At 63.6% G+C, this 11,647-nt stretch carries 14 protein-coding genes; 5 read left to right on the top strand and 9 right to left on the bottom strand.

From position 1 onward, the window contains the following. Window positions 1–180: 180 nt before the first annotated feature. Window positions 181–408 carry a DUF2188 domain-containing protein gene (locus GUV69_RS22815; protein ID WP_164206970.1) on the top strand — a complete coding sequence of 76 codons (228 nt, stop codon included), beginning with the start codon at window positions 181–183 and terminating at the stop codon, window positions 406–408. 540 nt (window positions 409–948) lie between these two features. Here the strand turns inward: GUV69_RS22815 and GUV69_RS23400 are convergent. The 6 genes from GUV69_RS23400 to GUV69_RS22795 all read right to left on the bottom strand — a co-directional run bounded on the left by GUV69_RS23400 (window position 949) and on the right by GUV69_RS22795 (window position 5,616). Next, complete coding sequence (locus GUV69_RS23400; RefSeq protein ID WP_244292979.1) at window positions 949–1,218, bottom strand: hypothetical protein; 270 nt, start codon at window positions 1,216–1,218, stop codon at window positions 949–951. Then, window positions 1,215–1,439 carry a hypothetical protein gene (locus GUV69_RS23395; RefSeq protein ID WP_244292977.1) on the bottom strand — a complete coding sequence of 75 codons (225 nt, stop codon included), beginning with the start codon at window positions 1,437–1,439 and terminating at the stop codon, window positions 1,215–1,217. Before GUV69_RS23395 ends, GUV69_RS23400 begins: the two co-directional genes overlap by 4 nt. Before the next feature lie 382 nt (window positions 1,440–1,821). Next, on the bottom strand, window positions 1,822–2,091 hold the full coding sequence (locus GUV69_RS23390) for a ParB/RepB/Spo0J family partition protein (RefSeq protein ID WP_244292975.1): 270 nt from the start codon (window positions 2,089–2,091) through the stop codon (window positions 1,822–1,824). 1,088 nt (window positions 2,092–3,179) lie between these two features. Beyond that, the gene (locus GUV69_RS22805; protein ID WP_164206963.1) at window positions 3,180–4,193 is read right to left on the bottom strand and encodes a DUF4192 domain-containing protein; all 1,014 of its coding nucleotides are present in this window, start codon (window positions 4,191–4,193) and stop codon (window positions 3,180–3,182) included. Between the two features lie 651 nt (window positions 4,194–4,844). Next, window positions 4,845–5,120 carry a hypothetical protein gene (locus GUV69_RS22800; protein WP_164206961.1) on the bottom strand — a complete coding sequence of 92 codons (276 nt, stop codon included), beginning with the start codon at window positions 5,118–5,120 and terminating at the stop codon, window positions 4,845–4,847. Window positions 5,121–5,187: 67 nt separating this feature from the next. Continuing rightward, on the bottom strand, window positions 5,188–5,616 hold the full coding sequence (locus GUV69_RS22795; RefSeq protein WP_164206959.1) for a hypothetical protein: 429 nt from the start codon (window positions 5,614–5,616) through the stop codon (window positions 5,188–5,190). 720 nt (window positions 5,617–6,336) lie between these two features. Between GUV69_RS22795 and GUV69_RS22790 the strand changes: the two genes are divergently transcribed. From GUV69_RS22790 to GUV69_RS22775, 4 genes are read left to right on the top strand one after another with little or no spacing between them, the layout of a single operon-like run. Next, window positions 6,337–6,768: a LexA family protein gene (locus GUV69_RS22790; protein ID WP_164206957.1), complete on the top strand. Its 432-nt coding sequence runs from the start codon at window positions 6,337–6,339 to the stop codon at window positions 6,766–6,768. Window positions 6,769–6,778: 10 nt separating this feature from the next. Further along, window positions 6,779–8,059 (top strand): Y-family DNA polymerase, encoded by a 1,281-nt coding sequence (locus GUV69_RS22785; RefSeq protein ID WP_244292985.1) that lies wholly within the window; start codon window positions 6,779–6,781, stop codon window positions 8,057–8,059. Between the two features lie 36 nt (window positions 8,060–8,095). Continuing rightward, a complete protein-coding gene (locus GUV69_RS22780; RefSeq protein WP_164206953.1) occupies window positions 8,096–8,410 on the top strand; it encodes a hypothetical protein in 315 nt (104 codons plus the stop codon). 25 nt (window positions 8,411–8,435) lie between these two features. Next, window positions 8,436–9,458: an ATP-dependent DNA ligase gene (locus GUV69_RS22775; protein ID WP_164206951.1), complete on the top strand. Its 1,023-nt coding sequence runs from the start codon at window positions 8,436–8,438 to the stop codon at window positions 9,456–9,458. On the opposite strand, the gene GUV69_RS22770 is transcribed toward GUV69_RS22775, so the two are convergent. The 3 genes from GUV69_RS22770 to GUV69_RS22760 all read right to left on the bottom strand — a co-directional run bounded on the left by GUV69_RS22770 (window position 9,455) and on the right by GUV69_RS22760 (window position 11,484). Continuing rightward, entirely contained in the window at window positions 9,455–9,601 is a 147-nt protein-coding gene (locus GUV69_RS22770; protein ID WP_156400164.1) for a hypothetical protein, read from the bottom strand. The genes GUV69_RS22775 and GUV69_RS22770 overlap by 4 nt on opposite strands. A 9-nt stretch (window positions 9,602–9,610) precedes the next feature. After that, a complete protein-coding gene (locus GUV69_RS22765) occupies window positions 9,611–10,327 on the bottom strand; it encodes an SOS response-associated peptidase (protein WP_164206949.1) in 717 nt (238 codons plus the stop codon). Between the two features lie 122 nt (window positions 10,328–10,449). Beyond that, window positions 10,450–11,484, bottom strand: a complete 1,035-nt coding sequence (locus GUV69_RS22760) for an abortive infection family protein (protein WP_167525127.1) — start codon at window positions 11,482–11,484, stop codon at window positions 10,450–10,452. Window positions 11,485–11,647 lie beyond the last annotated feature (163 nt).

The raw sequence follows: 11,647 nt of genomic DNA, 5'->3' as shown, positions 1-11,647 counted from the left end.
GGCGCGGCAACTTGAACAGTAAGCATGCTTTCTATTAGGTTGGTGTCAGCTTCTCCGCCTGGCCCCCATCAGGCGGAGTGGTTGCCAGGGAGGCCCCGCCACTTCATCGTGTTGCGGGGCTTTTCGCTACCCGCGCTTTGCAGCGGGTGTCAGTATCCGGAACGGCAGAGGGAGTATGCAATGGCTCAGGGTGACATTGAGACGTACTACGAGGACGGCCAGTGGAAGAACAAGCGCGAGGGTACTGACCGCGCGTTCGGTGCCGGCTACGGCACCAAGGCCGAAGCGGAAGCCGCCGGCCGGGAAGCTGCCCAGGCGGACAAGGTCGAGCACGTGATCAAGAACCAGGACGGCCAGATCGGTTCCAAGAACAGTTACGGTAACGATCCCCGGAATGTTCCGGGCTGATTGATTAGCTACACCCCTGGCACTCAGTTGTCCTGGGGACACAAGAAGGGCCGGCTCAACGAGCCGGCCCTTCTGCGTTCTCCTCGGCAAAGGAAATCTACGGATTCAGCCTAGCTGAATGTTGGCGGGGGTGCCTGCAGCTTGCCTAGGTGCGTCGTTGTCCCCGGGGTAGCGCGGCACCTGGGTGGTGCGTGGGAAAGGGTGCGTTGATCGGCGGTCCGCCGCTAGCGATTGGTTGCTGTGGTCTGCCCTGGGCGGCGGATCGCCCGACTTCAGAGGGCGGTTCCGGCCCTTGGTGGTGAGGGTCGGGGTCTGCCGGGCGGGTTTCCGCCCGGCAAAGGTATTTGCGCGTGCGTCGTCCTCGGCTGGCTTCTGGTCGTCGAGGATGATGCTTTCGACTTCGATGGGGTATCCCACGCGGCTGGTTCAGTGGTGAACCTGGTGTGCGTTTACTGGGGACCGCCACGCGAGTCCTGGCGATGGTCTGACACTCTTGCGCAGACCAGCGCGATCAGTGAGAACGGGCCGTGCCTTCGGTTTTCATGACGTGGTCCCGGAGCGGTTCCATCCCCACCGGCTGGATTCTTCGACCTTGGCACCGACCATTTCAGCGGCGACCTTCCCGTCGTAGCCGCTGGCGGTTTCGGAGTGGTGGGGGATGGCATGGACGGTGAAGTACTGCCAGCCCTTGGGGGCCTGCTTGCGGGCCAGCAGGGTTTTGACGAACTCGCGGCGGACCTTGGTCGCTGATTCCATGGCCTTGTTGTTGGCGATCAGGGTTTTCCGCTCGGCCTTTTGTTCCTCGGTCATCGGGCCTTTTGGGCCTGCGTCCCGCCGCCGTTGTAGCGTTCGTACTTTGGGGCGAAGCCCAGTTCCTTCCAGTCGCAGATGACAGGCTCGGCCCGGTGTTCACCCCGGTAGTTGGTGCTGATCACGTAGGCGTTGGCGTCCTCGTCGGTGGCCGGTTCCCCGTCGGCCCGCTTGGCCGCTGAGACATACAGGGTTCTCCTCGTCGGTGTAGTGCCCCGCATCTTCAACGATGGCCTTCCCTGGGCGATAAGTTCTCGATCAGCGCAGCAAGCTGGGCCTTGATTCCCGGCCGTCCCGGAGCTTCTGGGCGATGTGGTCAGCAATTGCGGCTCGTCCTGATCATGATTCGAGTTTCTCGATGGCGTCCTGGCTCCTCGAACCTCGGTCATCACCAAGGCCATGTCCAGGTGTAGCCGCTCTCGAGGGCCTTGGTCCCGGTGGTGGATGCCTTGGTTTTTGAGCGCGTTTTCGACCTGTCCTTTGGTCCGGCCGGTCTTCTTGGCGATCGCGGCCGCCGAGAGCCGATCAGGGACAGCTGGTGGTAGGCATCGGCCTCGTCCGCTTCGGTCAAGCTGGCGCGCTGGATGTTTTCCACGACCTGCGTCACGATGCGCCCTGGCTTCCCGGGCGATCTGATGAGTGGCGGACTGGAATGAGGGGCCGTTCGGCTTCGACGGCCGCGCGGGTGCGGCGCTGGCCCATCAGGACGTGCGCCGTGCCGTCGTCCTTGCGGTGGGCGATCACCGGTTCCATCACGCCGTGTTCCTTGATGCTGGCGACGAAGTCAGCGGTCAGGGCGGCGTCCTTGCGGACGTTGATGTCCACGGTCAGGGTGGCCGGGTCGAGCATTTCAAGCGTGGGTGTTGCGTTCATGTGGTGTTGCTCCTTCTTGCCGAGAAGTTGGGTGGGTGGGGCGACCAAAGGTGACCGGCCAGCCCCCCCTCTCCCCCCGTTGTTTTTTGGCTGCTGGCGAAGCTTGCGGAGCTGTGCCCGTGGAGTCCCGTCTACCCGCAGGGCAAGGCACGGAAAATCTTCGGAGGAAATCAGCGAGGAACGAGCGCCGGAGAAGAATTTCCGGGCCGCAGGCCCCGACGAAGGAGGGGCTAGAGGGGCCGGAGCGGGCACGTACAATCCGAAGGACAGCAGCCAAAAAACGTCGTAGACACACCAGGTTCAGGGGGTCCGGAGCTCTGCGACGGCACGCCCTGGACCCAACAGCCGGCCGCGCCAGCGGACGCCCATCATCTGGTTGAAGCACAGCGGAAACCAGTGCGAGCCCCGCGAGCATGCACTTCCCTGAGTAGGGTGGGGGCATGAGCGATCCAGCTCCATATTCGGGCCGCGGCAGTGAGGCTGGGCGCGGCAGCGCAATGAAGTCGCCGCGGGCACTCCGGGTCCTCGCTTTGCGGCATCGCGGCCGCCCGGATCGGTGGTGCTGGTGGCTGTGGATGTTGTTGTTGGCGGCCTGCTGCCGGCGACCTCTTATCGCCTTCCTGAACAGTCTCGCGGCCGTGGCGCTGTGGCGCTCTATCTCTGCAGGGCGGTGCGCGAAGGGCCGGCACGTTGAGTGCCGGCCTCTTCATGGTTTTCCCCGGCAAAAGCGGAATCTGGGGTGCAGCGTCAGCGCTGACTCGGTTACGGCTCGTCGAGCCGAAAGCTCCATGGGGCTGGTTAGGCTGGCGGTGAGCAGGCGCAGTAATGCCCAGGAAGTCTGATGGGGCTCGGGTGTCGGGGGCGACGGCGTCGTCCCGGTCATGCGTAATCTCGTCGGCCACGCCTCGTTTCGCCTCGCTGTGGTTCTGCTTCGTGTCCTCACAGTAGTGGCAGTTTCTGCGGCTGGCTGGAAGGCGCCCGCGGCAGCGTTATCGCGGCCGGGGGAGCGCTAGCGGGGGAGGCCGCCGCGCACCTGGGAAAGCTTCGAGGGGGAAGGCCGGACCCCTGGGTGGGGCCCGGCCTGTCCGTTAGCGGCTCAGCTGGCGGTTGTAGGCCTTTTTCGGGTCTCGTGTGCAGTCTGCCAGCAGGCCACGGTTGACCAGTTCAGCCAGTAGTTCGGCCAGCCGGTATTCGGCGACGTCGTCCAGTGCGAGTTTGAAGTACCGGGCGGCGAAGCTGGACTTTCCTTTGAGCCATTCCAGCCAGCCGATCAGGCACAGCATCGGGGCGCGCTGCCCTTCGGGCGTTGCCTTCATCAGCTCGAAGGCGACTTCCTGGGCGGTGTCCACCCGGGCCCAGTCCGGGCGGGTGAGGAAGACGCCCAGCATGACGGAAGTGAACTGATCGGGGGCGTGGGTGATGATGTCCCCCATCATGTAGTCCCGGATGGTCGGGTGCTGCAAAGCTCCTGCCAGCTCGTGCGCGGTCTGGGTGGTCAAGCTCTTGGGATCGTCGAGCACCTTGGCCCATGCGGCGCGGCAGGCTTCCAAGTCCTCGGGCCACCCGTCAGGCTTGTGCGCGGCAATGGCGTCGCGGGCGGTCTCATCCCCGGCGAAGGGTGCCGGTGCAGTGAATCCGTGGACGGCGCTCCCCCGGTAGATCAGGGCGGCGTTGCCGTTGCTGGTGGTGATGGCATCCAGCGTCTGGTTCGGGCAGCAGCTGGTGTCCGTGCAGTGGTAGTTTCGCCACAGCGCGGAGGTCACCAGCCATGCGTCTTGCAGGGGCATCCCCGCGGTTTCCAGTTCGGTGCGCAGCGCTTCTACGTGGTCCGAGTAGGGTTGCGGTTTTCCTGGCGTGTTCTCGTCGGTGTAGATGACCAGCAGGCTGCCGGTGGCCGCTTCGTCGGCGGTCAGGTAGCTGACGGTGGTCTGGGCGAAGTTCGCCGGTTCCAGCCCGAACGGGGCGTCGACGCGAAGCGTGGCGCCGATCTTGTTTCCCTGCATGGTGATCGCGACGAAGGATTCCTGCGGGGCAAAGCCGAGCGTGTGCGGGATGAAGGCCAGGACGTCGGCCGGGCCGGTGAATTTGATGAAGTCGTTCATGGTGTTGCTCCTTCTTGCCGAGAAGTTGGGTGGGTGGGGCGACCAATGGTGACCGGCCAGCTCCCCTCTCCCCCCGTTGTTTTTTGGCTGCTGGCGAAGCTTGCGGAGCTGTGCCCGTGGAGTCCCGTCTACCCGCAGGGCAAGGCACGGAAAATCTTCGGAGGAAATCAGCGACGAAGGAGCGCCGGAGAAGAATTTCCGGGCCGCAGGCCCCGACGAAGGAGGGGCTAGAGGGGCCGGAGCGGGCACGTACAATCCGAAGGACAGCAGCCAAAAAACGTCGTAGACAGACCAGGTTCAGGGGGTCCGGAGCTCTGCGACGGCACGCCCTGGACCCAACAGCCGGCCGCGCCAGCGGACGCCCATCATCTGGTTGAAGCGCAGCGGAAACCAGTGCGAGCCCCGCGAGCATGCACTTCCCTCCAGCTCCCCGGATGCGTCCATGTCGGCCTTCTGAAAGGCTTGCCGCCCGGCATCAGGTGCTCTTTGCGGGTCTTGGGCGGGAACGGCGGTCCGCCGCCGGCGACCACACTCCCAGGCCGGCCACCTGCGGCGGACCGCCAGCACTTCGGCAAGGTCCCTGGGGGCACAAAGAAGAGCACCCACCTACTCGCCTGAGTAAGTGGGTGCTCTTGGGTTGCCGGGGTGGGGCTAGTGCATTTTTGGCCTGTGCTGTGGCGCGAAGAGGACGGCTACTAGCTCGTTGTGCCAGTCCAGCGCAGCGTACTGGCGGGTGGTGTCCAGAAGTGCGGGGTCAACGCGACCGTCCGTGGTGACGGCTTCTGCCATGCCGCGGATGTGCGCGGCGAGGTCTTTGGAGGCGTCCGCGCTGTAGGACTCGGGGGACTTTTCCACGAGGGCGGCAAGGGTTTCGAGGAAAACAACGGTCTGCGCCGTGTTTTCCGTGGTGCGGTTTGGCTCGTTCATGGCTGTTCCTTTGTGTGGGACCGGGGCCTTGCCGGGCGGATTTCCGCCCGGCAAGGGATTTGGGTGGTTAGGCGGCGTGGACCGCGTAGGGCATCCGATACCGGCTTGGAAGTTCCGCGGCGGCTTCGGGCAGGTCGTCCGGGCCGTGTGCCTGCCCGTTCTTCCAGTAGGTGAAGGCGTGCTCGCTGATCGCGTCCCACTGCCGGGCCTTGGTCCGGTAGAAGGTGCAGGTCACGTCACCCTCGCAATAGGTGGCGACACCGAACAGGTTGCCGATGCTGTCAGCGGTCCGCGTGGCGGCGACCATGACGTAGGGCCATTGGCCCAGGTCCCAGCCGTCGTGGCCCCAGCTGGAGAGCACGGCCCAGCCGTGTTCTTCGATGAGTTCCATCCATTCGTGGCCGCCGTTCAGGTGGTAATCGCCCAGTACGGTCACGCCCTCGATGATCTCCCCGGTGTCCTCCAAGGTCACCGTCTTCTTCGATACTGCGTTCATAGTGTTGCTCCTTCTTGCCGAGAAGTTGGGTGGGTGGGGCGACCAAAGGTGACCGGCCAGCTCCCCTCTCCCCCCCGTTGTTTTTTGGCTGCTGGCGAAGCTTGCGGAGCTGTGCCCGTGGAGTCCCGTCTACCCGCAGGGCAAGGCACGGAAAATCTTCGGAGGAAATCAGCGAGGAACGAGCGCCGGAGAAGAATTTCCGGGCCGCAGGCCCCGACGAAGGAGGGGCTAGAGGGGCCGGAGCGGGCACGTACAATCCGAAGGACAGCAGCCAAAAAACGTCGTAGACACACCAGGTTCAGGGGGTCCGGAGCTCTGCGACGGCACACCCTGGACCCAACAGCCGGCCGCGCCAGCGGACGCCCATCATCTGGTTGAAGCGCAGCGGAAACCAGTGCGAGCCCGCCGCCCAGCCGCGGAGTGCCCGCCGTCTGTCCGACTTTGGTGAACGGCACTCGGCGCCGGTCCTGTCCACGGTTGGGGGCAATTCGGGTTATCCACGGCTGGATTTTCGGGAGCCATGGGGAAGCTCCCTTCGGCAGTCGTAGCGGTGGATAACCCGGACGGAATTGTCCCCCGGCTGTGGGCAGCGGCCCCCACCCACCCAGGCAACGACGGGCTGCATCCTGCATCGGATGCAATTGGGTGGTCTTTCTTGCTCTGTCGTAGCCACGGTCTACACTGAAAGCTATCGAACAAATATTCGAATAAAGGCGAGTCGTGAGCGTGATTGTCGGTCCCCGTGTGATAGATGCGGGCGTTTCGTTCTTGTCGGTGCTGGTTTCTCCGGTGCCGGTCGCTGCGGGGTTTCCGTCGCCGGCACAGGACTACTTCGATGGCCGGATCGACCTGAACGCGCACCTGATCAAGGACGTCACCAGCACCTACGTGGTGCGGGTGTCCGGGGAGTCGATGGAAGGGGCCGGGATCAGCGACGGCGACGAGCTGATCGTGGACCGGGCCCTGGAGCCGCGCGACGGCTCCGTGGTCGTCGCGGTCCTGGACGGTGAGCTAACGATCAAGCGGCTGCGGATCACCCCGACAGGGGTGATCCTCCAGGCAGAGAACCCGGCCTACCCCGATATCGAAGTCCCGGCGCTGGCCGATCTCAGCATTTGGGGGACGGCCGTCCGGTGCTTGCATTATGTCTAAGCCAGCATTGATGCGGCATATGCCGCAGATCGCTCACGTAGATGTGAACTGCTTCTACGCCTCCGCCGAACGGGCGTTCAACCCTTCGCTGGAAGGAAAACCCGTCATCGTGCTGTCCAACAACGACGGCTGCGCTGTCACCCGCTCCCCCGAGGCCAAGGCCTTGGGCATCGGCATGGGAGATCCCTGGTTCAAGCTCGCCCCGCGGGCGAAGGAATGGGGCCTGATCGCACTTTCCAGCAACTACGAATTGTATGGCGATATCAGCTCCCGCGTGATGGAGCTGCTGGGCCGGTACTCGGCCTGGCTGGAGGTCTACAGCATCGACGAGGCCTTCCTCGGCGTCAAAGGCTCCCCTGCAGAGCTTTTAGCAATGGGCCGGGCGATGAAAGCGGCCGTCCGGCGGAACGTCGGCGTGCCGGTCTGCGTCGGGATCGCACCGACGAAGACCCTGGCAAAGCTGGCCAATAAGTGGGCGAAGAACAACAAGGCCTTTGCGGGGGTGTGCCACTGGGACTCCGTCCCCGCATCGGAGCGGGAGGCACTGCTGGACCGGCTGTCGGTAGACGAGGTGTGGGGCATCGCCGGTCGGCTGACCAGGCGGTTGAACGTGATGGGCATCTTCACCATCGCTGACTTGGTCCGGGCCGATCCGGTCGCGATTCGGGACAAGTTCAACGTCGTGATGATGCGTACCGTCCTGGAACTGCAGGGAACCCCCTGTATCCCCATGGAAGAGGAACGGATCGGGCGGGACCAGTTGATCTTCTCCCGCTCGTTCGCCAAACCCATCACTACCGCCGCTGGGATTCGGCAGGTGATGAGTGTGTATGGGCAGCAGGCCTCGGCGCGGCTGGCTAAACACGCGCTGCAGGCCAAGGTCCTGACCGCGTTCGCCGGAACCTCGCATTTCAACCCCAAAGACACCTCGTACCCGTCGGTGTGCGTGCCGTTGCCGATGCCCACCGCTGATCCGGTGATCCTGACCAAAGCCGGCCACGCCCTGCTGCCCCGGGTTGTCGAAGGCGTCCGGTACGCCAGGGCGGGAATCATGGTCACCGACCTGCGCCCCAGCGGCAACCAGGCCCCGCTGTCACTGTTCGAGAACCCCCACGAGGAGCGGCACATCGGAACCCTGCTGGAGGACGTCACCCGCCGGTACGGCCGCGGGTCCATCGGCCTGGGCCACGGCGGGATCCGCGGCGGACCGGACTGGACCATGAAACGGGACATGCTCTCCCCCCGATACACCACCCACTGGGACGAACTCCCCCTCGTCAAAGCCTCCTAGCCAAACCTCTGCACCACCCAGGAAGACACCAAGCACATGACCATCACCCCGGAAGCCCCCACCCTCAACGCCCCGGTGGACGTCCGCTTCACTAAGGCCGGCACTCCCCTGGCCGTCCGCTACGACGGACGCATCTGGGCCGTCACCGAAGAACCTGTCCACTGGTTCACCAGGGACTCCTGGTGGGAGACCCGCCGCAGCGTCCCCGTAGGCGTCGGGAACGTCGTCGATATTGAACACTGGCGTGTTCAGGTTCGTCTCGGCGGCTCGGACTCGCAGCTGCGGACCTTTGAACTGCGCCGCGAACCCCTCGCTGAACAGTGGGTGCTGGAGGCCATCACTGACAGCTAAGCAAGGTCCTGCGTAGCGTAGGGCCATGGACCACATAGCCGGGCTGCCGGCTGGGCTCGCCCCGCCGGTGAAAGTCGCGCTGGCCCGCTCTATCGCCAAGATGCCACCCGGTGACGCATCACACGGAATTCTGCTGTTTGAGCCCAAGTGGGATGGGTATAGATGTGTTGCAGTCAGGGATGACCACGGCGCCACACTGTGGTCCCGGCAAGGGAAGGAACTTTCGGGGTACTTCCCTGAACTCTGCTCAGCGGTCGCTGCGGCCGTCCCACCGGGATGCGTGATCGACGGCGAAGCCGTGATCTGGAGCCAGGGCCGGCTGAACTTCGACGCCCTGCAGCAGCGCCTGGGGGCAGGACCAAAAACCGTGCCAGGGCTGGTCACGGCAGCGCCTGCCAACTACGTTGCCTTTGATGTCCTGGCCGTGGCCGGGCACGACGCAAGGGACCTGCCTCTGAGCGGCCGGCGGGCGCTCCTGGAAGAACTCGCCACGGGCTGGGAACCGCCGTTGTCCCTCTCCCCCACCACCACCGACCGCGAGGTAGCGGAGCAGTGGCTCGAAGAGCTGCCGCATACCGGGATCGAGGGGCTGGTCATTAAAAGCCTCAACCAGCCATACACGCCCGGCGTCCGTTCCTGGTTGAAGCTCAAGCACAGAGAAACATTGGACATCATCTGCGGTGCTGTGATCGGGCCGATCACCCAACCTTCAGAAGTCGTCGCCGGCCTGATCCTGGACGGCGAGCTGCGAATCGTCGGGCGGTCCACACCACTAAAGACGAGGGAAAGCCGGGAACTGGCGCGATGGCTGCAGCCACCGAAGGATCAGCATCCTTGGCCGGCCATCGTGAAAGGTACGGCCCTGGACAGGTTCAACCGGGACAAGGAACCCGTGGCCCTGACACTCGTGGAACCCATGGTGGTTGAGGTCTCCGCCGACACCGCATGGTCCGGGAGGTCCTTCCGCCACACCTTGCGCATACTCAGGGCTCGGCCGGAGCTATCCCCAGCCGACGTCGTCCTGCCGGACCGGCTTGACGCGGGTTAGCGGTCCGTGCGGATCACTATGAGGTTTTGCCCCTCCTCCAGAAGCGCGTAGAGGTTTTCCCGCGCTTCTTCGTAGGTGTCGCCTTCGGCCTCGATGTGGTTGTAGCTGCCATCCGGGTTGGTAATAGTGCCGGTGAGTATCACCGCATGAGTCTATTTGGCCGCAGGCTCGGCCGGCTCGATGAGCTCCGGGCCATTGTTGCGCACGCTGTTGACCCGAGGGCTGACAATCCGAGGTGTCAGGGTCGTTTCCGGCAAAGAGTCCAGCAAGTGCTGGATGTCGTCCTTGTCAGTAAGATCCGGGTCCAACCATTCCGCGAACCGGTCCCTCGGGATGATGACCGGGGAACGGTCATGGACATGACCCAGCGCGTCCTGCGTCGTCGTAGTAAGCAGGGTGCAGCTCAGCAGCCATCTTTCCGGGTCATCCTCCGGCAAGGACGGGTCAGCCCACCACTCGTACAGGCCGGCGAAGCCCAACAAGGGCTCCTTCTCCGAGTACAGGTAGTTTGGGATCTTCTTCCCATCCTCGGTCTTCTGCCACTCGTAGTAGCCCTCGGCCGGCACGATTGCCCGGCGCTTCACGGCAGCCTTCCGGAAGGATGGCTTCTCCAGGATTGACTCGCTGCGGGCGTTGATCAGCTTGGAGCCGATCTTGACGTCCTTTGCCCAGGACGGGACCAGACCCCAACGGGCAATGAGGAGATGCCGGTCAATTGTGCCCTCATTCAAACGCTCAGCAACAATGGGCACACTCTGGGTCGGCGCCACATTCCAGCTCGGCGGCGGCAAGCTCCCCTCCACCTCCTTCGCCTCAAAGTGGCTCAGAAGGTCCCCCGTGGCCTTGGACATCACGTATCTGCCGCACATGCAGCCCATTCTGCCGGAGAAGGGCCGATGAAGATGTCAACCCTATTTGGCCCCGGGGAGAAGGTTGTCGCTGGTCCCACTCATCCTCGCCGGTGCGCCCGCCCTTAAACGATTCATCACTTTCAATGGATCAGGACGCGGCGTTTTCCAATCCTTGGACCGAAGTCGACGCTTACGACTGTTCCATGGCGGGTGGCTTCGGAATTCAGGACTTGTCCCTCTCCATATGTTTCGTGTCGGATCGTCCCGCCGACTCTTGTGGCAATCACGGGTCCGCTGTCGGCCAGGGGCGGCTCGGACGGCATCGCCGCAAGAGCTTCCCAACTCTCAATGAGAAAGATCACCGCTGGCAGCACGACGCCGACAGCCATCCGAGCGACAGATGCATTAACGAGATCGGCCCCGCTGCGGCCGTGACCGGTTCCGCGTGCGTTTCGCAGCTCGGCAGCGCCGGTCAGGATGCTTGCAACCCCGCCAAGAAGGCGTTTTGCAGCCCGTTCATCTGGACCTGAGACAACTTGGCTCGGGTCCAGCCCAAGGTGCAGGAGAGTCTGTTTCACCAGGGCGGGGACGTCATGTTTTTCGTCACTGTCACCTGTGATATCGAGAATCGTTTTGCAGGTACTCTCGATCAACTCCTTGGCTTGGCCGATCGCCGCTTCCGGGTCGCTGGCATAGTCGCGTCTAATACGTTCGACTTGCCTTCGCATCTCTGCGACACCTAAACGCACAGCGATCGCTTCGGCCTCGGACAGTACCGTTCCGTCCGGCAGAGTTGCTTCATTGCCATCGTCAGAAAACAACCTCTCGTAGAGGTCGGACTCGTTGAGGGCTAGCCATGCTGGCAGGTCGAGGAAGTCGGTGACCATTGCGAGCCTTGGAAAGCGTGTCTGAACGTCCTGAGACGAATGTGGCTCGCCCCAGGTCACCTCAGCACCAAGGATTATGGGAACCATGTCGTAGACATGTCCGTCGTAGTCATCGTCACCGAAGCGCAGCGCTCGGAGCAGCCGGGGATGCGTGTAAATTTGGTCTTTTGTGCCCGTAAGCTGCGCGAGAGTAGTCCAGCGATCTTGGTCCATCTCCGCAATGAGGCACTTCCCGACAGCGAGTTCTACGAGGTTCGCGGGCGCGTCTGGTCGCCAATAAGATGTCATGCCTTAGCTTTCTGGGTTCGCGGCTTGACGCGTGCCGGCAGTCCGAGACCTAGACCTTTAGGTATCACAAGTCGACTCCTCATATTCTGTCCGCTCGAAGCTACCGCTCCCGATTCTAGGGCCACTGGTACGCCCGTAAGCCGGCGGGTATTCGGTAGAATTA

The sequence above is a fragment of the [Micrococcus luteus] ATCC 49442 genome (assembly GCF_010367585.1).
In the GTDB taxonomy this organism is placed as follows: Bacteria; Actinomycetota; Actinomycetes; order Actinomycetales; family Micrococcaceae; genus Arthrobacter; species Arthrobacter luteus_A.
The sequence above is the reverse complement of the archived record's forward strand: the minus strand, read 5'-3'. Positions and strand labels throughout refer to the sequence as shown.

Coding starts and splice junctions, on each gene's coding strand:
- GUV69_RS22765 (WP_164206949.1), bottom strand. CDS start 10,327: ATGTGCGGCAGATACGTGATGTCCAAGGCCACGGGGGACCTTCTGAGC.
- GUV69_RS22780 (WP_164206953.1), top strand. CDS start 8,096: ATGACCATCACCCCGGAAGCCCCCACCCTCAACGCCCCGGTGGACGTC.
- GUV69_RS22795 (WP_164206959.1), bottom strand. CDS start 5,616: ATGAACGCAGTATCGAAGAAGACGGTGACCTTGGAGGACACCGGGGAG.
- GUV69_RS23395 (WP_244292977.1), bottom strand. CDS start 1,439: ATGCGGGGCACTACACCGACGAGGAGAACCCTGTATGTCTCAGCGGCC.
- GUV69_RS22800 (WP_164206961.1), bottom strand. CDS start 5,120: ATGAACGAGCCAAACCGCACCACGGAAAACACGGCGCAGACCGTTGTT.
- GUV69_RS22775 (WP_164206951.1), top strand. CDS start 8,436: ATGGACCACATAGCCGGGCTGCCGGCTGGGCTCGCCCCGCCGGTGAAA.
- GUV69_RS22785 (WP_244292985.1), top strand. CDS start 6,779: ATGCGGCATATGCCGCAGATCGCTCACGTAGATGTGAACTGCTTCTAC.
- GUV69_RS23400 (WP_244292979.1), bottom strand. CDS start 1,218: ATGACCGAGGAACAAAAGGCCGAGCGGAAAACCCTGATCGCCAACAAC.
- GUV69_RS23390 (WP_244292975.1), bottom strand. CDS start 2,091: ATGAACGCAACACCCACGCTTGAAATGCTCGACCCGGCCACCCTGACC.
- GUV69_RS22760 (WP_167525127.1), bottom strand. CDS start 11,484: ATGACATCTTATTGGCGACCAGACGCGCCCGCGAACCTCGTAGAACTC.
- GUV69_RS22815 (WP_164206970.1), top strand. CDS start 181: ATGGCTCAGGGTGACATTGAGACGTACTACGAGGACGGCCAGTGGAAG.
- GUV69_RS22805 (WP_164206963.1), bottom strand. CDS start 4,193: ATGAACGACTTCATCAAATTCACCGGCCCGGCCGACGTCCTGGCCTTC.